This is a genomic window from Pedobacter nototheniae, assembly GCF_004335085.1.
Lineage (GTDB): Bacteria > Bacteroidota > Bacteroidia > Sphingobacteriales > Sphingobacteriaceae > Pedobacter > Pedobacter nototheniae.
This window is the reverse complement of record NZ_RQRS01000019.1, coordinates 1-22,735: the sequence shown is the minus strand read 5'-3', so window position 1 is coordinate 22,735 and position 22,735 is coordinate 1. Positions and strand designations below refer to the sequence as shown.

Sequence of the window (22,735 nt, the reverse complement as noted above, 5' to 3'; positions counted from 1 at the left end):
TGCAAACGGATTAAGAATTGTGCTTTAAAGTAATCTCTCTTTTCAGGTTTCCCCACTGTATCTAAACCCGATCTGAGTGGATGCCAAAATATTTCATTTGGGCAGAAATGGGAGCGGGACTTCATTAAGCCAAATGCATCTGTCCGTTCATTTCCAAATATTTATTTTATTTTTTTGGAAAGCAAAGTCTGTAGTTCTGATGAAAATTGGTTCCTGCTTTCCGCTATATCCCGATAGAAAAAAATCGGAATGCCGCTGTAATCAGGTTTAATTTGATCGTTAATGCGTACCGAAATAGAAGTTTACTACATTTCTTTCAATAAAGATTTTAAATGATTTAAATACTTGCCAAAGTATAAATTAAAAGTATATCTGCTTAAAATATAATGTATACCAATTACACCAGCATAAATCAGCAACCTTAAGGGTAAAATTATTGACTTTAGTGCTTTCAGGTCCACTACCAAATCCATTCTATTATTACGTAAAATAACTTCTATTAGTATTATAAGTGCTACAAATATAACCCTAGTTAGGATAAGGTAAATGTTGTTACTCTTTACCAATCGGCTCACTTTTCTTTGTAAATCGCCTTTTACTGTACCATTGGTTTCCTCTAACTCGCGGATCATTTTAAGGTTAAAGTAATAGTAAATTGTTGTTAAAGGTAGCACAATAAAAGCCATCCAAATTAATAATTGAGTTTTCATTTCGGGTACTGAAGTCGTCATAACCACTAAAAAGCCAAAAATTATTGGCAGTACCAGAGTTTGCTTTTTGGCTATCTTTTTTAAGGCAGTTAAAGGAGTTTGCATTTCTTTTTTTGTTGTTGTAATTATGTCAAACTCATTGCGGTTTAAATCTACTGAAACACTATTCCAGCTATTTTTTAAGCTATCTAATTCCATATTATTTGTTGTTGGTAAGGGTTCTTAATTTGTCTTTAATTCTATTCATTTTTACCCGAAGGGTGGCATTGCTAATTCCTAAAATTTCTTCCATTTCATCGTATGATTTATCTTCTAGGTAAAGCATCACGATAGATTTTTCAACATCGTTTAAAGCTTGAATTGCAGTGTATAATTGTTGCTGCTGCTCTTCCTTTATTCCATCAGTAACGTTATCAGGTATTTCAATCTTTTGAACTTCCACATCAGTAGTTTGAATTGAACGCTTTTGCTTTCTGAAATTGGTTAATGCAGTATTAATTGCAATTCGATAGAGCCAGGTGCTAAATTTAGACTCGCCTCTAAACTTCGGATACGATCTCCACAGCTGGATAATAATATCTTGATAAAGGTCTTGTATATCGTCGTGACTGTTTACATACATTCTGCAAATCTTATAAATCAGCAGTTTGTATGTTTTAACATTGGCTTCAAACTCTATTTCTAATGCTGTCTTTTTCAAAATTTAAGGATTTGCATGATAAGTCGACCGTTTTAAAAAAAAGTTACACAGCAAATGTAGTTTAATGATTTTTTTAAACCAGAATAGTTAAGTATGTGCTTTTTAATTTCATTTACTCATAATATTTTGATTGATTTTAGTTAATATTGTCTTAATCTCTAATCAAAAAATGAACAACAAATTAGCGCATCACCTATTATGGGAACGACTACGTACCGGCGACAAAGATGCCTTTTTTGATCTCTACAAAGAACTTTACTATCCACTTGTTAATTTCGGTATAAGAGTTTGCGCCGATTCGGATATTTCGAGTGAAGCAACCGATTTAGTTTTTACCACCATTTGGGAAAAACATGAAACTCTAAACCGCGTTGATAACGTTGAAGCCTATTTAAGAACATTTTTAAAGCGCAAATTACTGCGTATTTTAGAGCGTAAGCGCAAGCTTAACGATGCCTTATTTAATGCAGGTGCAGAGGGCGATTGGATGGAAATGAGTTATGAAGAATTTATTGTAAAGGTACAAAGCGATGAGCTGGTTAGGTTTCAACTTAAAAGTGCCCTCGATAAACTAACATTTCGACAAAAACAATTAATTCATCTCAAGTTTTTTGATGGATTGAGCTATGAGCAAATTGCTGAGCAAACCAATCAAACTATTAAAACTGCTTATAATACCATTTACGATGCGCTTAAAGTTTTAAGGAAAGAACTTAAAGCTTAAAGCGATCCTTTTAAATTCTGTGTTATTTCGTGATTCTTTGGCAAAATTTAACCAAGAAACCCTTCTTTATTCCTCTTTTTTCATGTACGTTAAAAAAAAGTTAAAATTTCTTTAGGAAAAAGTAAACCTTTTGGGCACTGATATATAAAAGCCAAATAATAATGATCGATCGAAGTCAATTCAATGCAGAAGACTTTCTTGTTGATAATACTTTTCAGTTATACTGTTCGGGCACAGACCAACTTTGTGTAGATTACTGGGAAAAATATCTTAAAACCCATCCCGAACAGGAAAGTGTAATTATGGAAGCCAAAAGATTATTTATAATCTTAAGTGGAAATAAACGAGCCTTAAATAACCAGTTAGATACCTTTAAAAAAGAATTTAATGCAGATAAGCCCTTAAAAGTTTATAAAAACTACCTATGGTTAAAAGTGGCTGCCGCTATTGTTTTAATTGCTGGAGCTGTTTTTTTATATCGCAATTATGGTTTTGAAAAAGTAAATCCTACAGAGTTAAAAGCGCAAGTATTTTGCACCAAAAGTGGCGAGCGTAAAAAAGTTTCCCTGCCCGATGGTTCTATTGTATTACTAAATGCTAAAAGTTCTTTATCAATTGATGCAGATTTTAATGATAAAGTTAGGGAAGTAAAATTAACGGGAGAGGCATTTTTTGATGTAGTACACAATAAGGATAAACCATTTAAGGTACATACGGATGATTTTAACATTAATGTTTTAGGTACATCTTTTAATGTTAAAGCCTACCCAGATGAAAATACATCAGAAGCAACTTTAATTAGAGGCTTAATTACAATGGAAGCCGTAAATGGTAATGGAGGCATGATTACCCTAAAACCAAGCCAGAAAGTTACCTTTTATAAAATTGCACCATTAAAGGAAAATCATAAACTGTTAAAGCCAACTGCAAGCCGCCCAGAAATTACCATCAATCATTATACCTTAATTAAGGATAGTTCTATTGTTGAAACAGCATGGACAAAAGGAAAAATTGAAATCTACGATCAAAACTTTGCCGAGATAAAAGGTGCATTAGAAAAATGGTTTGGCGTTAACATTCAGTTTAAAGATAAACAAATAGAAAAATACCGCTTTACGGCAACATTTAGTCACGAAACTTTAGAAGATGCCTTGAAAGCTTTACAAAATGTAGAATATTTTAAATATGAGATAAAAGGAAATGAAGTAACCATATCAAAGTAAGAAAAAAAAGGACGGTGTTGACGCACCGCCCTTTAAAATTCTTTTTTGATTTAATTAATGACAGCTCATGCGCAAACAGATCGCTGTCAAATAACTACGCAACCAAAAAAACAAAAATATGATTTATTATTACTTACTGCAAGAGCGGTCCGGATTCAGGACGTTCTTAAAATTTATCATGCTAATGAAACTAGCCTGTATTGTGGTTCTCATTACTTGCCTTAATGTTTCTGCATCGGTTTTTTCTCAGGAAAAAATTTCTCTTGATGTAAAGAAAACAAAACTGGCAAAGGTTTTACAAATTATAGAGCAGCAAAGCAGTTATCATTTTGTTTACAGCTCTTCTTATGTTCCTGTTAATAAGGATGTGAGTATAACCGTAACAAATACGCTGGTTACTGATGTTTTAGCAGCAATTTTAAACAAAACTAACCTAAAATATTCCATATCAGATGGAGGCTTAATTGTAATAAGCAGAGCCAAAGAAGTACCCATAACCGGGGTAATTAAAGATGCACAGGGCGGTACATTGCCTGGAGCAACCATCCGCGTAAAAGGAACGGGTATTGGTACATCATCCGATATAAATGGAAAATTTACGCTAAATGCACCAGAAAATGCTATTCTAGTCGTTTCTTACGCAGGCTTTCAAACTCGTGAAGTACCAATTGGCACCCAAACCAATGTACAAATAGTTTTAATAGAAGATACCAAGCAACTTACTGATGTAGTGGTAACAGCATTGGGCATTAAGAAAGAAAGAAGAGCTTTGGGTTACTCGGTAACACAAGTTAGTGGCGAAACCTTAACCCAGGCTCGTGAAAATAATGTAGCCAATTCATTAGTTGGTAAAGTTGCAGGTTTAGATGTAAGCTCTACATCTGGTGGGGTAGGTGCAGCAACAAGCATTACAATTCGTGGTGTTTCCAGTTTAAGTCAAACCAATCAACCATTATATGTAATTAATGGTGTGCCAATGGAAAATAAACCTGTTGGTTTAAATAACCCAAACGCTAATGGTAATTCTGGTAATCAATATGATAATGCACCAGATTTGGGCGACGCTATTGGAAATTTAAATCCTGATGATATCGAGAGCATTTCTGTATTAAAAGGTGCTGCCGCATCTGCATTGTATGGTTATAGAGCCAAAGCTGGGGTAATTTTAATTACTACAAAAAGCGGTAAAGGTAATAGTATAGAATTTAATACCAACTACGTTGCTGAGCAGGTAATGGATAGAACTAATTGGCAATATGTGTATGGGCAGGGTGCAAATGGCATAAAACCAACTGATGCAGCTGCGGCAGCACAGGTTGGCGGATCAAGCTGGGGCGCAAAACTAGATGGCTCTAACGTAGTTCAGTTTGATGGAGTTTCCAGACCATATACAGCACAAAAAGATAATATCGAAAATTTTTACCGTACAGGAGGCACTTGGTCTAATACCTTAGCCTTAAATAAAAGCTTTGATGGTGGAACTATCCGCTTATCGGCAAATGATGTTCACAACACATCCGTTGTACCAAACTCAGGCTTAAACAGGCAATCTTTTAACCTCACTGGTACTTTTAACCCAATTAAGCGCTTAACAATTGACGCTAGAATGAATTACATTTTGGAGCAGGCTAAAAACAGACCAATGGTTTCTGATGGGGCGGGTAACGCAAACTATAACGTTGCCTTTTTACCAACCAGTGTAAATGTAAACGATCTAAAACCGTGGAAAGATGCCAACGGCAACGAAATTCAATACAACAAAGGAAATGCTTACGCCACCAACCCATGGTTTGCTGCAAATGAATTTGTAAATAACACCAAACGCGATCGTTTAATTAGCTCATTTAATGCAAAGTATACCTTCGATAACGGTTTATTTTTGCAAGGTCGTGCCGGAAGAGATGCTTATACAGATTCGTATACAAATGTTGTCCCATCGGGTACAGCCTACTATGCTCCAGGTAAAATAGCAGAACAAGCCACCAAATTTGCCGATTTAAATGTTGACGGTTTGGTAGGGAAGTCTTTTAAAGTGAACGATGAATTTTCTGTTACTCCAAACATTGGGGCAAGTTATAGAAGAACCAATGTGCGCCAAATTACCAATAGCGGAACTGATTTTGCCATCTTTGGTGTATACAATATTCTAAATGCAAAAAACAAATCTGTAGCATATGTAGAAACCGTTAGCGAAACTCAATCCGTTTACGGAACACTTGATTTAGCTTATAAAGATATTTTTTACTTAAACGGAAGTTTGCGTACCGATTGGTTTTCTACACTAGCTACACCTGGAAAGGATAACAAACTTTATATTACTTACCCATCAGTAAGTGGATCATTTGTGTTTTCAGAATTATGGAAGCCTTCTTTCCTAAGCTTTGGTAAATTAAGAGCTGGTTATGCTGTTGTAGGGCAGGCAACTGATCCTTATCAAACCATATTAGCCTATGCTTTTAGAAGTGAAAGTTTAAATGGTGCTCCTCTTGGAACAATTACCAATGTTAATATTCCAAATACTTCATTAAGACCTTCAAAAGCTACAGAATTAGAAATAGGTACAGAAATGCGCTTATTTGGCGATCGCTTAAGTTTCGATTTTACTTGGTACAGGAAATTATCTAAAGATGAAATTTCTTTTGTAACTACATCTAGTTCTACAGGTTACAGCGGAGCCGTTTTAAATGCCGGACAAATTAAAAACCAAGGTTTGGAGTTATTATTATCAGGTCAGGTTATAAAAAGTAAGGATTTTACATGGACATCTTCTTTAAATGGATCATATAATGATAACAAAGTACTATCACTGGCCGATGGAGTTAATGCACAACTTTTAGCAACTTCCAGATCAGGCGTAGGTTTCTTGCAAAATATTCGTGGTAAAGCCGCAGCTCAAGTTATGGCTTATGATTACAAATATGATGGTGCTGGAAACATTTTAAGAGATGGCACAGGCCAACCCCTTAACGAATTAAAAGCTTACGGATCAGCTTACAACAAATGGTTTGCGGGGTGGAACAACGAATTTAATTACAAAGGAGCAACTCTATCGTTCTTAATTGATGGTAAATGGGGCGGAAAAGTATTTTCTGCTACAGATTATTATGGTTATGTGTTTGGTTTACACCAAAATACGTTGCCTAATCGTGAAGCACTTGATGCACCATCATCTGGTACAAATGCGGCAACTTATTATTTGAATGATGCCAATTATGCATCGAGCAAATTTGTACAAGACGCCAGTTTTATAAAATTCAGGCAAATGACACTGGGTTATAACTTCCCAGCGAAAATGTTTAATAACAAGATCCAAGGATTAAACGTAAGCCTTGTTGGTCGTAATTTATTTATCCTGATGAAAAAGACGGATAATATTGATCCTGAATCTAGCTACAACGCTACTTTTCCAGGATTGGAGTTAGGTGGAGTACCACCGGTTAGAACATTTGGTGTAAACCTTAGTGTTAAGTTTTAATTTTAAACAGACAAAACAATGAAAACGAACATATTAAAGAAATATAGCCTGTTACTATCCGGTATTTTATTTATTTCGGCTTGTACCAAAGATTTTAAAGATATTAATACCAATCCATCTGCCTATGGCACTTCTACTTTTGACCCAAATTACTTGTTAACCTCATCACAATTGGCTTATACAGGTAGTATCGATTTTGCTTATGACACATGGCGAGGAAATTTAATCTACTCATCAACCATGATGCAGGGTTTATCCACTGTAATAAGCTATTGGGCAGGTGATAAATATTTGCTAAACCCAGGTTATACCGCAGCCTATTGGGGAACTTCTACCGTGGGCGCATATATAGAGCAGGTTAAACCTATAGCTGATGCTGTAGAATCAACCAAGGGCGTGGCAAAATATAATAACGTTCGCCAAGTATCTCGTTTATGGAAAGCACTGGTTTTTGAGCGTCTCACTGATTTATATGGTGATGTGCCTTACTCTGAGGCTGGTACAGGCTATTATACAGGTAATTTAACACCTAAATATGATCAGCAACAAGCCATTTACACCGATTTATTGAAAGAAGTTGATGAAGCAACTACCGCTTTAGATGTTAATGGTGATAAAGTAACAGGAGACGTAATTTATAAAGGTGATATTAACAAATGGAAACGTTTTGGCAATACATTAATGTTGCGTATAGCCATGCGTTTAACAAAAGCAGATGAAAATACAGCTAAAGCGTATGCTACAAAAGTTGTTGGCAAAACCATGTTAAATAATGATGATAATGCGTTTGTTAAACATGATGTAGCAGGATCAAGAGTTACGCAAAATAGAAACAGCCAGGTTTTGCAAGGTGATGGTGGACAAGAAAATTACTACGTAAAATGGTCTAAAACTTTTATCGATGCTTTAAAAGCAACCAACGATCCACGTTTAGGTAAAGTAGCTGTTACCAACCTTTATCTTGATGAAAATAGCAAGGTGCAAAACTCGAATTACAGTTCAAATCCTTCAGATCAAAAAGGTATGCCAAACGGTAAAGATTTAAGTGGAATTGCTGGTAAAGATGTACGTCAGGATCCATCTTATACTTCATTTCCTGCTTATTCTTCTCCAAACCCAGGAATGATTAAAAAAGATGGCGTAACCTTTATATTAACCTATTCGGAAAGCGAATTGTTGTTGGCAGAAGCTGCTCAAAGATGGGGTGTTGGCGGTTCGGCAACTACACATTATGCCAGTGGAGTATCATCCGCTATTACTTTTTTAGCACAGTACGACGCAAATATGGCAATTAATCAATCCGTTGCTGATGCATATGTGGCATCAAACCCATATAATGCAGCAATAGGTTTGCAAATGATTAATACCCAATATTGGATACACACCAATACTATGCTTGATTTTTATGAAACATGGTCTAACTGGCGCAGATCTGGTTTCCCTGCATTAACACCTGTTGTATATTCGGGCAATGCAACAAATGGTACCATTCCTCGCCGTTTCCCTTATCCTTTGGAAGAAGCTGCTAAAAATGGAGCCAATTATTCAGTAGCCTCAGCAGCTGTACCGGGTGGCGATAATCTGACCGGCAGAGTTTGGTGGGATAAATAAAGATTTTACCCTCACATCCCGAGATAACGGTAGGCGCTGTAAAGTGTCTGCCGTTTTTTATTCGTAACAATTTCAAATCAATCTCAACATAAAGGCTGCTTTTTTTGATCTTTATAAATCAAACCAAACTTTATGAAACTAAAATTTATACTCACTATTATTCTATGTTCCAGTTTATTAGTTAAAGCGCAGCAGCGATCAGAAAAAACAGATGCTAAGCAAGCTCCAGTTCCTCTAGCTACTCCAAAAGAAGAATCAAAGCCAACCGCAAACGAGCGTGCAATTAAAGTAGAAAGCACAGTAATTACCAGCCATAGTGTAACTATTGAAGGAAAAGCGGTGCCTTATAAAGCTACTACAGGAACTTTACCCGTTTGGGATGAAGATGGGAAACCAATTGCAGGTTTATTTTATACTTATTATGAAAGAAGTGATGTTCAGAATAGAGAAAAACGTCCCTTAGTTATTTCATTTAATGGAGGCCCAGGTTCTGCATCGGTATGGATGCACATTGCTTATACAGGTCCTGTTGTTTTAAATATTGATGATGAAGGTTATCCGATGCAGCCATATGGTTATAAAGAAAATCCTTATTCTATTTTAGATGTAGCCGATATTGTATATGTAGATCCTGTAAACACAGGCTATTCTAGAGCCACCAGTAAAGATGTGCCCACAAACAAGTTTTTTGGGGTAAAGGCAGATATCAAGTATCTGGCAGAGTGGATTAATACTTTCGTAACACGTAATAACCGTTGGGCATCACCCAAATTTTTAATTGGCGAAAGTTATGGAACAACAAGAGTTTCGGGCTTGGCTTTGGAACTGCAAAACAACCAGTGGATGTACTTAAATGGGGTGGTTTTGGTTTCACCAACAGAATTGGGAATAGAAAGAAGCGGACCTGTTGATGCTGCTTTACGTTTGCCTTATTTTGCCGCTACTGCATGGTACCATAAAGCTTTATCTGCAGATTTACAAAACAAAGATTTAACAGCGATGTTGCCCGAAGTTGAAACTTTTACTATTAATGAATTAATTCCTGCAATTGCGCAGGGGAGTACACTAAGCGAGGATAAAAAGAAATCTATAGCCGCAAAAATGGCTCGTTATTCTGGTCTTTCTGAAAAGGTTATTCTTGAATATAATTTGGATGTGCCGACAAATTTCTTTTGGAAAGAACTACTGCGCGATAAGGGTTTTACCGTTGGTCGTTTGGATTCGAGGTATAGAGGCTTAGATAAAATGGCTGCGGGTGATGGACCAGATTATAATGCAGAACTTACATCGTGGTTACACTCTTTTACGCCGGCAATTAATATGTACATCAGAAATGAACTGAACTATAAAACTGATTTAAAATACAATATGTTCGGCTCTGTTTATCCTTGGGATAACACTGGAAATAGAACCGGAGATAATTTGAGACAGGCAATGGCGCAAAATCCATACTTGCATTTGCTGGTTCAATCTGGTTATTATGATGGTGCTTGCGATTATTTTAACGCAAAATACAGCATGTGGCAATTGGATGCGGCCGGCAAGTTAAAAGATAGAATGAGTTGGGAAGGGTACAGGAGTGGGCACATGATGTATTTGAGAAAGGAAGATCTTAAAACGGCAAATAGCCATATTAGAGATTTTATTAAAAAAGCACTTCCGAAAGCTGGCGAACCCGCTAAGTTTTAAAAAAAATAAAAAGGTCTGGCGTAAGCGTCAGACCTTTTTTTGTTTTGGAGCGCAGGTTTTTTGCTTTTTAGAAAGCTACACCTACTTTCCGCTAAATTTCCGATGAAAAATCGGAAGATACCGCTTCAATCAGGGCTAAGATAAAGCAGCCTGCAATAAAAACTCCCGTTAGTTGTATAAACCCACCTTATTTAAACCCGATAGTACGAATGCCATATTTATGGCAGCAGGAATAGCGGGGCAGAAACCAGCCAAATAACAACTGTAATTGCTTTCCAAAAAAACATTTAAGTTTGCGCTTTATTTTCTTCTAAAAATTTGAATAAAAAAACTGTTAGCTCAAACTAAAAATAATTACTTATTTTTGTGACCCAATTATGCAGCAAATAAAAACATCATTCGATTTTGAAAAGCCTATTGCCGATTTAGTTCAGCAAATAGAAAAGGTTAAGCAAGTTGCCGAAAAGACTAAGGTAGATATGTCTGCCACTTTAGAGGAACTTGATGGTAAATTAGATGAAACCACTAAAAATCTATATAATAACCTAACGGGTTGGAATAAGGTTCAAATGAGCCGCCATCCTGATAGGCCACAAACACTTGATTACATCAATATGATTTGTGATGACTTTATTGAATTACATGGTGATAGAACCGTTAAGGATGATAAAGCAATTATAGGTGGTTTTGCTACAATTAATGGTCAAACTGTAATGGTTATTGGCCACCAGAAAGGTAAAAACACAAAAGAGCGCCAGTATCGTAATTTTGGTATGGCTAACCCTGAGGGTTACCGCAAAGCTTTACGTTTAATGCGTTTAGCCGAGAAATTTAACAAACCTGTAGTTTCTTTTATTGATACAATGGGAGCTTACCCAGGTTTGGAAGCTGAAGAACGCGGACAAGGGGAGGCAATTGCCAGAAACTTGTTGGAAATGTCTGTACTAAGAGTTCCAATTATTTGTATTATTATTGGCGAAGGTGCTTCTGGTGGTGCTTTGGGTATAGGTATTGGCGATAAAGTTTATATGCTTGAGCATACGTGGTACTCCGTAATTTCTCCTGAATCTTGTTCTTCTATCTTGTGGAGAAGCTGGGATTTTAAAGAAAAAGCAGCTGAATGCTTAAAATTAACTTCTGATGATATGTTCGGAAATAAGTTGATTGATGGCATTATCAGAGAGCCACTTGGTGGTGCACACCAAGACCCTGAATTAATGGGGCAAACGTTGAAAAATCAGATTATTGATGATTTAAAATCATTAGGTAAAATAAAAACAGACAAACTTATTGAACAACGAATTGATAAATTCTGTGCAATGGGTGTTGTAAATGAATAATAAATAATCATTTAAAATAAAAAATCCTCTAAGTTAATTCCTAGAGGATTTTTTGTTTTATGGATTTCTCTTCACGAGATCGTGCATTTTAATAATGAATGTTTTGGCTGTTTTTGGCTGTTCGATATTGGCTGTTCGATATGTTCCGCAGGGCATGTCGAACTTAAAATAACAAGGATTTAAAATCCTTAAAGACTTACCCTCATGTTTTATAAAACTTATCATTCTATCACGATAAGCAGGCTAATCCAAAGCGTTAACCCATAAAAAAAGCTTTGCAAATTAATGCAAAGCTTTTTAAACTGTTTTAATTATTTTATTGCTGTGGTTGTTGTGGGTAGTAAACCGATAACCTGCTTTCTAAACCAGCAAATATTTTCTCCAGCTGTGTACTCACTTTGGTTTGTCCGGCAGCTTTACTTGTTCTAATCATTCTATCAAGATAATACAATCCTGTTTGAACATTTTGAGAACCTGTAAGCGTACCTTTCGATTGTGAAATATCAGCCAGGTAAGTTAATTCTTTATTGATATAATCACCTGATTTGGTCATAATATCATTCGCTTTTGCAATTTCACCAAGTTTATAAAGATTTTCTGCAAGGTAGAACTTAACTACTACCGTACGAATTCCATAAAACTTATCAGGCATTACCTCATAATATTTATCAATTACCTTTTTAGCTTCAGCAGTTTTACCTTCTTTAATCAGGCTTCCACTTAAGCTGGTGAAAAGGTTAGTAAAAATGAAAGTATCGTCTGATGACTGTGGATCTAAATAAGTAGCAGTTTTCATATTGCCCCATTTAAATTTAGTCATTACATTATTATAAAGAACAGGTGTATTTAATTGCTCTTCCCTTTCTTCTTTATTAGAAGTTGTATCTGTTTTTAAAGGCAATAGGCGCATGGCTAAACCTTCGCTGTATAAATACTTATCTAAGCCGTTATATTGCTCAGATGGAACTGTAGAAGCAAAGTAAATTGGTCTTTTCCAGTTATTGTGTGCAAGGATATCAAACATGGCTAATGTACCTTTGGTTACATAACCTTTATTAAATTTCCAATCCATTTCTGATGCAATTTTTCCTGCATCAGCTGCAGAAACTGTTCCTGTGCTAATTACTTGCTGTGGATCTATCGTGATTTTTAGATTTTTAGTTGGCAAGAAATTAGATTTAGTACCATCCTGCATGGCTACTTTATCATCGGCACTATCTGACAATAATAAATCAACAATGTTTTTTAACTCAACATTACCTGCAATTTTATAATCATCAAAAGGCATTACATCTCTTTCGCCTTGTACATATTGTTTAGGCGTCATGGTGATAGGCAATGGCTCAGATTCGTTTTGTTTTTGTCTCAACCCATTAATGTACCAATCTGTATCGAATAAACTTAAGTTAACAATACGCACATCTGGGCGTACATTTTCTACTTCCTGAATGTACCAAAGTGGGTAAGTATCGTTATCACCATAAGTAAATAAAATGGCATTTGGAGCGCAAGATTGTAGGTAATCCAAAGCAATATCGTGTGCAACTAATTTGGTAGAACGATCGTGGTCATCCCAGCCTTGTTCTGCCATAATGGTTGGGGCTGCTAATAAACCAATAACTGTAGCACCGATGGCACCGTTGGTAGGTGTTAACTTTTTAAATAACCATTCTTTTAAAGCCAATACCCCAAGACCAATCCATATTGCGAAGGCATAGAACGATCCCACATATGCATAATCCCTTTCACGAGGTTCTAATGGTTTTTGATTTAAATATAAAACAATGGCAATACCAGTAAAGAAAAATAATAAAGCAACAACACCAGCATCTTTCTGATTGCGTTTAAAGTGCCAAATAGCACCCAATAAACCTAAAATTAATGGTAGGAAGAAAAAGCGATTATAAGCATTGTTATCAATAGTTGATGGAGGTAAATGACTTTGATCGCCTAAACGCATGGCATCAATCGGTTTAATGCCGCTTAACCATTCGCCTTCAAAACCACTACCTTGTCCTTGCTCATCATTCTGGCGACCGGCAAAATTCCACATAAAGTAGCGCATGTACATATACCCAATTTGATAGCTGAATAAGAAACCGGCATTATCTACTACATTTGGTTTTTTGCTATCATCAAGATTCATCCATTCTTTGTAAAAAGCAGCATGCCTTGGGTCATCGCTGTACATACGAGGCAATAAAGTATTATTATCGTACTTGTATTCGCTTTTCGTACCAGCCGATTCATATTTTGTATCGCCTTTTCTCCAGATGGTTTTCCCCTCTGTAACGCCATTTCTTTCCGAATTATAATTTGGACCATAACCCAGCGGTCTATCGCCATACTGCTCTCTGTTTAAGTAGCTTAAGAAAGAGAATGCATCTTTTGGAGCACTGTTATTTAAGTTAGGATCAGCTTTGGCTCTAATTACAATCATCGCAAAAGAACCATAACCGAAAATGATTAGAACTGTAGAGATTAAAGCTAAGTTTAATAATTTCTTTTGGTGTTTAATAGAGTAACGAATACCCCAAACAAATAAACCAATTAATAAAACAGCAAAGAATAGTACACCTGTACCGAAACCTAATCCTAATGTGTTAACGAAGAAAAGATCAAAATAGGCACCAAATGATACTAAATATTGAATAATACCATATTGTACAACTGCTAATATTAGGATACCAACAATAAGGGTTTTAAAAATACCTGCACTAGTTGCTTTACCAGTTCTTTTGAAATAATAAACAAAAGCCATAGCCGGTATGGTTAATAAGTTTAGTAAGTGAACACCGATTGATAAACCCATTACGTAGGCAATAAATAATAACCAACGATCGCCTTTTGGCTCATCTGCATGTGCTTCCCATTTTAAAATACCCCAGAAAACAATTGCAGTAAATAAAGATGATTGAGCATAAACTTCAGATTCTACAGCAGAGAACCAGAAACTATCAGAAAATGTATAAGCTAAGGCACCCACTGCGCCAGCCCCCATAATGCTGATTAATTTTGCGGTTGTTAATTCTTCGCCAGCTTTAATTAATGTTTTTTTAGCCAATGCTGTGATGGTCCAGAATAAAAACAAGATGGTTGCAGCACTTGAAATAGCAGAACCAATATTCATCCAATAAGCTATTTTGGTTGTTTCGCCAAAAGCAAAAATAGAGAAGAAGCGTTGGATCATTAAAAATAATGGAGCACCCGGTTGGTGTACAACTTGCATTTTAAATGCTGATGCGATAAACTCGCCGCAATCCCAAAAACTGGCAGAGGGCTCTAAGGTTAAAACATAAGTTATTGTCGCAATTAAAAAGCAGATCCAGCCTACTATATTATTAACTTTTGAATAATTCATTGGTTTTTGATAATGATAATTAAAATTGTTTTTGGCATAAAAATGCTGCCGAAATTAACTATTAAAGTCGATAAAATCAGTAAATTCTTTGATTGATTTAACAATTTTTAACGCAGTATACCCAAATAGGCTGGATAATATTGATTTTGCTCAATTACAAAAACGCTTTAATAACAAAACCCATAAGAACGTTTTAAAGCGTGCTTATGGGTTTGAATTTATATCTTGTTTTTTATCCGCCTATAAATGGCGAAAAGCGAGATAAGATTGCTGTATATTGTTTTTCTAGTTTATCGCTTAGGTCTTGTTGTTTAAACGCTCCAGTTAGCTTAACCATTTGCCCTAAATAAGCCATGTAAAACTGAACTTTCCGCTCAGAATCCAACTGATTTTTACTGAGTGAAACATCGGCGATGTGCCCTAATTCTTTGTCTACAAAATCTGCAGTTTTATTAATCATTGCATTGGCACGTTGTATATCATTTAAACGATATAAGTTTTCTGAAAAATAAAAAGTGCCTTGTACTTGCAGCATACTATGAAATTTGGAAGGAATAACTGAATAATAACGATTAACAACCCTTTTGCTTTCTTCAATTTTACCTTCGTTAATCAATCCATTTAATAAACTGTTAAACATGTTGGTAAACATAGGTATGTCATCGGCAGATTGTCTATCCAAGTGGTTTGCGTTTTTTATGTTTCCCCATTTAAAAACATTCATTACATTGTTATATAGCGGCTTAACATTAATTTGCTCGTAAATTTGCTTGTCGCTGGTATCTGGTTTTAATGGAAGCAATCTTAAGCTCAGCCCTTCAGAATATAAATATTTTTTTAAACCAACATATTGGTCATCAGGCATGGCACCGGTAAAATAAATCGGTCTTTTCCAGTCGTTATGAGTCAAAATATCAAAAAGTGCCAAAGTACCTTTTGTCACGTAATCAGAATCGTAGGTCCATTCCATTTTATCTGCAATTTTACCTGCTTCTTCTTTTGGTACAGTTCCCGTATCTAACACATCTTTAGCATTAATGGTAATTTTTAGGTTTTTAGTTGGCATTACATTGCTCTTGGAGCCATCTCTTAAAGTTATTTTATCATTGTCATTATCAGATAGAAGTACGCCCATTATTTCCTTAAGCTCAATATGCTGCGCAATTTTAAAATCCTGATAGTACATCACATCCCTTGTTCCTGCAACATATTGTTCAGGTTTCATTGAAATTGGTAGCGGTGCAGATTCATTTTGCTTCCGTTTCATGCCATCTATGTACCAATCGGCAGTAAATAAACTCAGGTTTACAATTCTTACATCTGGACGGATTTTTTCAACTTCCTGAGCATACCAGAGCGGAAAAGTATCATTATCACCATAAGTGAATAAAATTGCATTTGGAGCGCAAGATTTTAAATAGTTTGCCGAAATATCTTTTGCAAGATGGCTATCAGACCGGTTGTGGTCGTCCCACCCTTGGCTTGCCATAATAATTGGAGCTGCAAATAATGCTATAACAGAGGCAAAAATTCCTGCTTTGGCTGGCGTAAACTTTTTGAAAACCCATTCTTTTAATCCCAATACGCCTAGTCCAATCCAAATGGCAAAGGCATAAAATGATCCCACATATGCGTAATCACGTTCACGCGGTTCAACTGGTACCGAATTTAAATATACTACAATGGCTACACCTGTAAACACAAATAAAAGCCCAATAATGCCCGCATCTTTTTGATTGCGTTTAAAATGCCAAACAGCTCCAATAAGTCCAATAATTAATGGAAGGAAGAAAAATCTGTTATAGGCTTTATTATCAACAATAGAAGGAGGGAGGTTTTGCTGATCGCCCAAACGAATGGCATCAATCGGTTTTATTCCACTTAGCCAAGCACCGCCGTTTCCGCCATGTTGCCCATCCTGATTGTCCTGGCGACCAACAAAATTCCACATGAAATAACGCATATACATTTGGCCAACCTGAAAAGAGAGCATATATTTTATATTATCAATCATACTCGGCTTATGTGCATCATCAAAACCCATCCAACTTTTATAAAATTTAACATGTTCCGCCTTATCGCTGTACATTCTGGGAATTAACGTTTTCTGATCAAAAACATAATCTGATTTTGTGCCAGCAGATTCATATTTCGTATCGCCCTTTCTATAGAGTTTGCCCGTTTCTTTAACGTCTATTTTATCCGAATTATAGTTTTCTCCATAAAGTAAAGGACGATCGCCATACTGGGCACGGTTTACATAACTCAAAAATGAAAAGGCATTTTCAGGATCCGTATTGTTTAAATTTGGTTTTCCGTGCGCTCTTATTATAAGTGCCGCGAAAGAACTGTATCCAAAAATTAATAAAACAGTAAACATTAAAGCCAGGTTTAAGGCACGTTTATGTTTTAAAATAGAATACCGTATGCCATAAACTAAGCCGCCAATAAGAAGTAAGGCGAAAAATAAAATTCCTGTGCCGAAGCCAAGACCTAAGGTGTTTACAAAAAATAAATCAAAGCTTGCCGCAAATGAAACCATATATTGGATAATGCCGAATTGCACAAAAGCCAAAGCCAAAATTGAGATGAAAAGCGTTTTTAAAACCCCTTGCCAGGTTGGAGCATTTGCTTTTTTGAAATAATAAACAAAAATTACCGCAGGGATAGTAAGCAAGTTTAATAAGTGTACGCCGATGGAAAGTCCAATCATGTATGCCACAAAAAGCAACCAACGATCAGAGCCTTTTTCATCCGCCTGAGATTCCCACTTTAAAATACCCCAAAATACAACAGCAGTACAAAGTGAAGACATCGCATAAACTTCAGCCTCAACTGCCGAAAACCAAAAACTATCTGAAAATGCATATGCCAGAGCGCCAACTAAACCCGAACCAATAATGCTAATGATTTGAGAAGTATTAATTTGCTCATTTGATTTAATGATGGTTTTTTTTGCCAGCGCTGTAATAGACCAAAACAAAAATAAAATGGTTGCTGCACTAGCCAAAGCAGAAGCAATATTCATAAAGTAGGCCACTTTTGTATTATCGCCCATGGCAAAAGCCGAAAATATGCGCTGAATCATAGATACTAGAGGAGCACCCGGTTGGTGTACAACTTCCATCCTGAAAGCGGTAGCAATAAATTCTCCGCAGTCCCAAAAGCTAACCGATTGGTCTAAAGTGAAGATGTAAGTTAATGCCGCAATTAAAAAACAGAGCCAGCCTGTAATGGTGTTAATTTTTGAGTAGTTCATTCGTTAAAGTTTAGTTATTGATATTAAATGATTTATGGGTTTGTGACTTAAAAAGTCACATAAAAAATTAAAATGTTGCATGGATTATGATGTTTTTTTTATCTTTGCATCGCAGTAGGAAACAGCAAGAAAAAAAAATAAAATTTTTTTAAAATCACTCTTGCATAATTAAAATAAGCTTCCTACATTTGCATTCCCAATCGAGAGGTAACTCTAGATTTACTTTTTGTCCGATAGTATAAGGGTAGTACGACAGTTTTTGGTACTGTTTGTCTTGGTTCGAATCCAGGTCGGACAACAATTTTAACATCGGATCGTGTTTACAAAGCATGATCCGATTTTTTTTAACCGTAAACTACACGGATCATGCCATTGCAGTTTAACCCGGTAAAGCTTTTTTCCGGAACAGGTTCCAGAGGATTATCACTTAAAATTGCCGAAAGTTACGGCAAGCCGCTCGGTAGTGTAACCATTCATAAGTTCAGTGATGGCGAATTTCAACCTTCTTTTGATGAATCCATTCGAGGTAGCGATGTTTTTCTAATTCAATCTACTTATCAGCCAAGCGATAATTTGATGGAATTGCTTTTAATGGTTGATGCGGCTAAAAGAGCCTCAGCGCATTATATTACAGCAGTTGTTCCTTATTATGGTTTAGCCCGTCAGGATAGAAAAGATAAACCTCGTGTAGCAATCGGTGCAAAATTAGTGGCTAATTTATTGAAAAGTGCAGGTATACACCGCATCATGACAATGGATTTGCATGCGGCACAGATACAAGGTTTCTTTGATATTCCGGTGGATCACTTAGATGGATCGGTTATTTTTGTTCCTTATATTAAAAGCTTAAACTTACCAAACTTAACAATTGCATCGCCGGATATGGGCGGTTCATACAGGGCTCGAACCTTTGCTAAGTTTTTTAATGCCGAAGTTATTATCTGCGATAAACGCCGTAAACGTGCCAATGAAATCGAATCTATGTCGATTATTGGAGATGTAACCGGACAAGACGTAGTATTAATTGATGATATTTGCGATACCGCGGGAACATTATCAAAAGCTGCGGCTTTGATTATGGAAAACGGAGCAGCAAGTGTTAGAGCAGTTTGTACACACGCTGTATTATCTGGCAAAGCAGTAGAAACGGTAGAAAATTCTGTTTTAACAGAATTAATAGTAACGGATACTATTCCATTGAAAACGGAAAGTCCGAAAATTAAAGTGCTAAGTACAGCAAGTTTATTTGCAAGAGCAATTGCTAATGTAAATGAACACGGATCAATTAGTGATCTTTTTAGAGTTTAAATTAAGGTAGAAGATGAAAGGTAGGGGCTTAAGGCTTTTATACCAGCAATTAACTACTTAATACTAATAAATAAATATAAATAAAATGAAAACAATCGCAATTAGCGGTTCTCCAAGAGAGAACGTAGGGAAACGCGATGCCAAAGAGCTTCGTTACGAAGGTAAAGTTCCTGCGGTATTGTATGGTGGTAAAGAACAACAACATTTAGCTGTTGTTATCGCAGATTTAAGAGATGTTATTTACACTCCGGATGTGAACTTCGTAGAAGTAAACGTTAATGGTGTTAAAACTAAAGCTATCGTTAAAGATACTCAGTTTCACCCACTAACAGACGTTTTAATGCACATCGATTTTCTTCAGTTATTTGATGACAAAGAAATCGTAATGGAAATCCCTGTAAAATTAACAGGAACTTCTCCAGGTGTTAAAATGGGGGGTAAATTAATCCAAAAATTACGTAAGTTACGTGTTAAAGCTTTACCAGCTGACATGCCACAAAACGTAGAAGTAAGTTTAGAAAAATTAGAAGTAGGTAGTTTATTTCGTGTTCGTGACTTAAAAGGAACTAAATACGCAATTACTAACACTCCTGAAGATACAATTGTATCTGTTGCAATGTCTAGAGCATTGAAACAAGCAGAAACTGAAGCTGCAAAAGGTAAAAAATAATCAGAAACTTTTTTCTTGATTACAAGATTAAGCGGTGCAAATAATTTGTACCGCTTTTTTTATTTTCAATATTCCACTTTGCAGAATTCACTTGCATGTATTCCACTTATCCAATTAGAGGATAAAAACTTTAGTCCTTCAGCTTTCTCACTTTAAACTTTGGTCTTTCCGCTTTAAGCTTTTACCTTTGCGGCTATGAAATATCTTATCGTTGGCTTAGGGAATATTGGTCCAGATTATGCGCACACAAGGCACAATATTGGTTTTGATATTGCCGATGAGCTGGTTAAAGACTTGGGAGGCAGTTTTGATAATATTAGATTGGCTTATTACTCTGAAGTAAGCTTTAAGGGCAAAAAACTGCACGTAATAAAGCCTACTACCTTTATGAATTTAAGTGGTAAAGCCGTTAACTATTGGATGAAAGAATTAAAAATTGCTCCCGAAAATGTTTTAGTTATCGTAGATGATCTCGCCTTACCTTTAGGGAAACTTCGTTTAAAATTACAGGGAAGTAGTGCAGGCCATAATGGGCTTAAAAGTATTGAAGAAGTTTGCGGTGGACAAAATTATGCTCGCTTAAGGTTTGGTATTGGTAGTGATTATCCAAAGGGCAGACAGGTAGATTTTGTTTTAGGTTTATTTGATAAAGATGAGCAGCTAGAGCTTCCTGCTTTAATAGATAAAAGTGTTGAATTGATTAAAAGTTTTGTAACCGTTGGGCCTGCCCATACTATGACAGCTTTTAATAAATAGTCAAGGTTTACAGGTATTAACAGTAAAATAAAGACCTAGTAAGCCAGTTCATTATCATCCGCAGAAACGGAACGATATGAAGCAATAATTAATTGTAGGTTTTTAGAAGAATCAATTCAGTTTAAACAAAAAAAGATCATCTTTCGATGATCTTTTTCCAATTTATAATTTTTAATATTTATTTAACTTGTTCTTGTGCTCTTGCAATATAAGCATCAACTAATTGTGCCTCCTGACTTTCAGGGTACTGTGTTTTAATTTTAGTATAAGCATCAACAGCGCCTTTAAAATCTTTTAAGTTTTCGCTAACCAAACCTTGTTTCTTTAAAAACATTGGAGAAGTAAATTTACTCGCTTTATCTGCTGCTTTTTTGTAGTAAGTAAGCGCTTGTTTATAGTCTTTCAATTCGCTATAAGCATCACCTAATAAACCTAAAGCTAATGGATCAGCAACTGGGCTACCTGTAGCGCTATATTTGCTTAAAGATTCGATAGCTTGTTTGTATTCGCCTTTACGTAAATAAATGCCGCCTAGATATAAGTTTGCAAGGTTTGCAGATTTAGTATTGTCATACTCTTCAGCAATTTTTTCTAATCCTGGGTAGCCACCTTCGCCTTTTAAAGCTTTGGTAGATAAAGAATCAACACCTACATACTGTTCTGCTCTAAACATTTTGCTTGCAGCTTCTTCAGCACGGTTTTTTAAGTATACATTTTGATACCAAAAATAAACACCGATTAATAAAACTACAGCTCCTGCTATAAATAGTAAGCTTTTATTGTTTTCCTGTAAAAAAGAACCTTTTCTAATAGGTTGAGTTGTCTGATTATCTGTTGTAGACATGTTTGTTTAAAAAATTGAGATTGCAAAAATACATTTTTCAGTCAAAGTATCAACCTTTATTTTGAAGTATTTAATTAAAAATCACGGATATCCGTCAAATAAGTTCTAAAAATTTTTAATATTTTAAGAAAGCATAACAATAAGCCGCTTTTCTTCTCATACAGAGGCAATTTGCCCGAAAAATGATTGTAATAAATTTAGTGTGGAAATTATTAATTTATTTATCGCAATAATCTAATTAGTGCATTAAACCAATCTTTATTAGCGGTAAATAAACCATTATAATTAATTACCATATAAATAGTTAGTACATCAGCCATTCCTGGAGAGGCTTTAAGCCTGATGGGTTGCCAAAATGCGCCGAAGTTTTTAACAGAAGAGGCAGGAAACAGTTCATCAAAGCCAATAAATACCTCTTCAATATCTCTTAATGGTAAAACCAAATCTTCATCTCCACTTATAGAAAGGCTATGATCGGTTAATAAAATAGCACCTTCGTGGTGGTGTAGCGGGGGTAAGAAAGAAAAAAGCCCGGCAATTTTTTTTATCCAGCTGGTTTTAGTATCAAGTTCATGATCGTAAGACCATAAAACATTTCCTTCCAGTAATTTTTGAGCAACCATCTATTTATAAATCTTTATATAAAACTACAGTTTTTCTTTGCACCTACAAGCTTATTTTAAGTATTTAACCGTACTCTGATTATTTAGAGGCTAAAAAACGGTAAATTGCGGGATATTTATGTGGTTAAAAAATATTACGCTTCTAAATTTTAAAAACTATGCGGATGCAGATCTCCAATTTTCGGAAACTGTAAACGTATTTACTGGCAATAATGGCTCGGGCAAAACCAATATGCTCGATGCAATTCATTATTTGTGCTTATGTAAAAGCTATTTTAATCCGATAGATGGCCAGCAAATAAAAACTGCTGAAGATTTTTTTATGATTCAGGGCGATTTTGACCGAAGTGATAAAAATGAAAAGATTAGTTGTGGTGTAAAACGAAATCAAAAAAAGCAGTTTAAGCGGAACAAAAAAGAATATGATAAACTGGCAGATCAT

At 35.6% G+C, this 22,735-nt stretch carries 16 protein-coding genes; 10 read left to right on the top strand and 6 right to left on the bottom strand.

The window, feature by feature from the left end; all coding sequences use genetic code 11:
- Positions 1 to 305: 305 nt before the first annotated feature.
- Both EHC72_RS16130 and EHC72_RS16125 read right to left on the bottom strand, forming a co-directional pair.
- Complete coding sequence (locus EHC72_RS16130; RefSeq protein ID WP_131538742.1) at positions 306 to 908, bottom strand: hypothetical protein; 603 nt, start codon at positions 906 to 908, stop codon at positions 306 to 308.
- 1 nt (position 909) lies between these two features.
- Positions 910 to 1,410 (bottom strand): RNA polymerase sigma factor, encoded by a 501-nt coding sequence (locus tag EHC72_RS16125; protein ID WP_170311735.1) that lies wholly within the window; start codon positions 1,408 to 1,410, stop codon positions 910 to 912.
- A gap of 169 nt (positions 1,411 to 1,579) precedes the next feature.
- Here EHC72_RS16125 and EHC72_RS16120 point away from each other — a divergent pair, with 169 nt between their 5' ends.
- From EHC72_RS16120 to EHC72_RS16095, 6 genes are all read left to right on the top strand, one after another.
- On the top strand, positions 1,580 to 2,134 hold the full coding sequence (locus tag EHC72_RS16120) for an RNA polymerase sigma factor (RefSeq protein WP_131538741.1): 555 nt from the start codon (positions 1,580 to 1,582) through the stop codon (positions 2,132 to 2,134).
- 161 nt (positions 2,135 to 2,295) lie between these two features.
- Positions 2,296 to 3,357, top strand: a complete 1,062-nt coding sequence (locus tag EHC72_RS16115; protein WP_131538740.1) for a FecR family protein — start codon at positions 2,296 to 2,298, stop codon at positions 3,355 to 3,357.
- 184 nt (positions 3,358 to 3,541) lie between these two features.
- A complete protein-coding gene (locus EHC72_RS16110) occupies positions 3,542 to 6,832 on the top strand; it encodes a SusC/RagA family TonB-linked outer membrane protein (RefSeq protein ID WP_246029444.1) in 3,291 nt (1,096 codons plus the stop codon).
- A gap of 18 nt (positions 6,833 to 6,850) precedes the next feature.
- Positions 6,851 to 8,443: a SusD/RagB family nutrient-binding outer membrane lipoprotein gene (locus EHC72_RS16105; protein ID WP_131538738.1), complete on the top strand. Its 1,593-nt coding sequence runs from the start codon at positions 6,851 to 6,853 to the stop codon at positions 8,441 to 8,443.
- A gap of 132 nt (positions 8,444 to 8,575) precedes the next feature.
- Positions 8,576 to 10,132, top strand: a complete 1,557-nt coding sequence (locus EHC72_RS16100; RefSeq protein ID WP_131538737.1) for a S10 family peptidase — start codon at positions 8,576 to 8,578, stop codon at positions 10,130 to 10,132.
- A 377-nt stretch (positions 10,133 to 10,509) separates the two neighbouring features.
- The gene (locus tag EHC72_RS16095) at positions 10,510 to 11,472 is read left to right on the top strand and encodes an acetyl-CoA carboxylase carboxyltransferase subunit alpha (protein WP_131538736.1); all 963 of its coding nucleotides are present in this window, start codon (positions 10,510 to 10,512) and stop codon (positions 11,470 to 11,472) included.
- Positions 11,473 to 11,788: 316 nt separating this feature from the next.
- Here the strand turns inward: EHC72_RS16095 and EHC72_RS16090 are convergent, their stop codons facing one another.
- The gene (locus EHC72_RS16090; RefSeq protein WP_131538735.1) at positions 11,789 to 14,833 is read right to left on the bottom strand and encodes a DUF2723 domain-containing protein; all 3,045 of its coding nucleotides are present in this window, start codon (positions 14,831 to 14,833) and stop codon (positions 11,789 to 11,791) included.
- Positions 14,834 to 15,065: 232 nt separating this feature from the next.
- Positions 15,066 to 18,092 carry a protein O-mannosyl-transferase family gene (locus tag EHC72_RS16085; protein WP_131538734.1) on the bottom strand — a complete coding sequence of 1,009 codons (3,027 nt, stop codon included), beginning with the start codon at positions 18,090 to 18,092 and terminating at the stop codon, positions 15,066 to 15,068.
- Between the two features lie 366 nt (positions 18,093 to 18,458).
- Between EHC72_RS16085 and EHC72_RS16075 the strand changes: the two genes are divergently transcribed.
- From EHC72_RS16075 to pth, 3 genes are all read left to right on the top strand, one after another.
- A complete protein-coding gene (locus tag EHC72_RS16075; RefSeq protein ID WP_131538733.1) occupies positions 18,459 to 19,400 on the top strand; it encodes a ribose-phosphate pyrophosphokinase in 942 nt (313 codons plus the stop codon).
- Positions 19,401 to 19,485: 85 nt separating this feature from the next.
- The gene (locus tag EHC72_RS16070; RefSeq protein ID WP_131538732.1) at positions 19,486 to 20,070 is read left to right on the top strand and encodes a 50S ribosomal protein L25/general stress protein Ctc; all 585 of its coding nucleotides are present in this window, start codon (positions 19,486 to 19,488) and stop codon (positions 20,068 to 20,070) included.
- Between the two features lie 195 nt (positions 20,071 to 20,265).
- The gene (pth, locus tag EHC72_RS16065) at positions 20,266 to 20,826 is read left to right on the top strand and encodes an aminoacyl-tRNA hydrolase (protein WP_131538731.1); all 561 of its coding nucleotides are present in this window, start codon (positions 20,266 to 20,268) and stop codon (positions 20,824 to 20,826) included.
- A gap of 178 nt (positions 20,827 to 21,004) precedes the next feature.
- Here pth and EHC72_RS16060 read toward each other — a convergent pair whose 3' ends face one another.
- Together EHC72_RS16060 and EHC72_RS16055 are read right to left on the bottom strand one after the other, a co-directional pair.
- Positions 21,005 to 21,670 carry a tetratricopeptide repeat protein gene (locus EHC72_RS16060; RefSeq protein ID WP_131538730.1) on the bottom strand — a complete coding sequence of 222 codons (666 nt, stop codon included), beginning with the start codon at positions 21,668 to 21,670 and terminating at the stop codon, positions 21,005 to 21,007.
- Between the two features lie 221 nt (positions 21,671 to 21,891).
- Positions 21,892 to 22,293, bottom strand: a complete 402-nt coding sequence (locus EHC72_RS16055; RefSeq protein ID WP_131538729.1) for a hypothetical protein — start codon at positions 22,291 to 22,293, stop codon at positions 21,892 to 21,894.
- Between the two features lie 118 nt (positions 22,294 to 22,411).
- Here EHC72_RS16055 and EHC72_RS16050 point away from each other — a divergent pair.
- Positions 22,412 to 22,735, top strand: a 324-nt coding sequence (locus tag EHC72_RS16050; RefSeq protein WP_165585847.1) for an AAA family ATPase, incomplete at its 3' end; no start/stop codon positions are given.